Source organism: Acinetobacter endophylla, assembly GCF_053543775.1.
Genome location: NZ_JBLVOM010000042.1, coordinates 1 through 2,235 on the forward strand (window position 1 = coordinate 1; position 2,235 = coordinate 2,235).

General features: G+C 34.2%; 2 protein-coding genes and 1 pseudogene. 1 reads left to right on the forward strand and 2 read right to left on the reverse strand.

Annotated features, from left to right (window positions below):
• Both ACNPNW_RS04195 and ACNPNW_RS04200 read right to left on the reverse strand, forming a co-directional pair.
• Nucleotides 1–320, reverse strand: a 320-nt coding sequence (locus ACNPNW_RS04195; RefSeq protein ID WP_448766566.1) for a hypothetical protein, incomplete at its 3' end; no start/stop codon positions are given.
• Nucleotides 313–1,623 carry a hypothetical protein gene (locus ACNPNW_RS04200; protein WP_448766567.1) on the reverse strand — a complete coding sequence of 437 codons (1,311 nt, stop codon included), beginning with the start codon at nt 1,621–1,623 and terminating at the stop codon, nt 313–315. The genes ACNPNW_RS04200 and ACNPNW_RS04195, both read right to left, overlap by 8 nt.
• Nucleotides 1,624–1,728: 105 nt before the next feature.
• Here ACNPNW_RS04200 and ACNPNW_RS04205 point away from each other — a divergent pair.
• Nucleotides 1,729–2,235, forward strand: a pseudogene (locus ACNPNW_RS04205) (transposase family protein); the annotation flags it as partial.

The following is a 2,235-nucleotide window of genomic DNA, read 5'->3' on the forward strand; positions in this document are numbered from 1 at the left end:
GGATTTTTTTTTTGCCACTCCTGATACTCTTGTTCACAAATAATTTTAAAGTGTTTAAAACACTCCTTGAGGTAAGAGCGGAAATATTTTTTGAGCTGGGAATGCTCACAAACTTTTATTAAAACTTGCTGATAGTTTGTAAATTTATCAGCAATTCGTTGATCAAGAAGTTTAAAATCAATCTCGACACCATTCACCTTTTCCTGAGTATATTTATGATCAATCAGCTCAGAAATTTGATTAAAAATTGCTTTTGTTTCTGTTTCAATCGCATTTTGTAATTGCTCTAGAATCTCTTGATTTAGTTCTTTGTTAATCACGCGATTTTTCCTGGGTAAACAAGTCTAGCTCCAAAATTTCTAATTTTTTCAGTAACGCTTCAACCTGTTGTTGAATTTCTGTTTTGTAATGAAAAGGACTTAAGGATGAAGTATGGCCAAACCCCATTGCAGTACCATCATGTGCATAAAGGGTATTATGAATATCACTGCTGAGTTCAAGATGGTTTTTGCTAAAATGCCTTGGCCAGTTTTTATAAATCTGAACTGTTTCTTTCAAGTAATGCGTCACAAAAGCTGCTGACATTGGTGCCAAAGTAAGATTGTCTGCTATTTCTATAAAGTCAACGCTATGCTTTTTGGAAGTCAGTTGAGGATGGATAAGAATACACAGCATGAATTCATTTTTTTTCCACTGCTCCTGCAGATATTTCATGCCTAATGCAGTGATTGTCTTATCTATATACTCTCTGTATGCATCGAAATGCTTTTGCCAATAACCTACTACAGGCACTAAACGACCTTCTTGTCGTGAACCAATTTTTTTGTCATGAATATAGATAAATTTTGATTTTGAATCATAATTTTTGATCAAACCTGGCATACCCATCGTGGGTCGTACAGTGAGGCAAATTAAAGACAGATGCCACATCCAAATGCTATAAGCATTTAATTTCTCAATCCGATTGGCTTCATCATTCGTTAAAGTAGTCTGTACATAAGCATAAAGATTTTTAAAAAATTGAGTTGCTGCTTTGATAGTCCAGCAACGCTGACTACCTATACGTTGTTCTCGGTCAAAGATATAACCCGGATGCTGCTCTTTTTTCCATAGATCACCTTTTTTTCGGTTTATTAAACAATCAATGTATCTTTTAAAATGTCTATTTATCTCTTCAATATTACGCCCTTCATAGGACCAATTAACCACATGATTCGTATCGTGATTTGCCATTAAGTGTGCTACGAGATCATCACCTGTCTGCATATTCAGATGGAAATATATTTGCTTTTCTAAAATTCCACATGAAATCTTGTCCAAATTATACGGTTTGAAAAGCTGCCTTAAAAAACGATTGTATTCAGGAACAGATAGTTCTTGAATAACATTTTTTTTAAATTGAATAATCCAAGCACTAGGAATATGCCATTTATAAGTGGATGCTTTGTTATAGCGCTGTAATTTATCACTCATAATGCCCGAATGATTTACATTCAACTTTGGATCAATCACCCAATAATAAGATACTTCGATTACTTCGATTACTTCTGTTTCTTCTGCTACTTTTGTTTTTTTTATTCTTTTTACTTTTGTTTTTTCTAATATTTTTCCTTTTTCAATCAAATTATTAATATCTTTAAAGATAGTAGGACAGAGATGGATCCGGAAATTTGAACAACTCCTATAAGTGATATTCTGCTCCTCAAATGATGTTATAAACATCAATATATGGAGTATTTTATGGCACGTAGACCAAGAAGAAATCATTCAAACGACTTTAAAGCTAAGGTAGCACTTGCTGCGATCAAAGCAGAAAAAACACTTGCTGAATTGAGTTCTGAGTTTGATGTTCATCAAAACCAAATTATTGACTGGAAAAATCAATTGATCTCAGCTTCCTCGCAAGCTTTCGATCAATCAAAAGCTCCATCAGAACCCCCCATTGATCTTAAAAAGTTACATGCAAAAATCGGTGAGCAGGCATTAGAAATTGATTTTTTAGAAGGTGTGTTGAAGAAACTGGGCCGCTTCAACCACAAAAGTTAATCGATCACTCACTTCAGATTTCAGTATCTAAACAGGCTAAGTTACTGAAAGTCTCTCGTGGTTGTTATTATTATCGCCCAAAACCTGTTAGCTCATCAGATCTGAAACTGATGCGATGTATTGATGAATTACATATGCAATATCCTTTTGCAGGCAGTCGTATGATGCGTGATTTGTTGAATCGTCAAG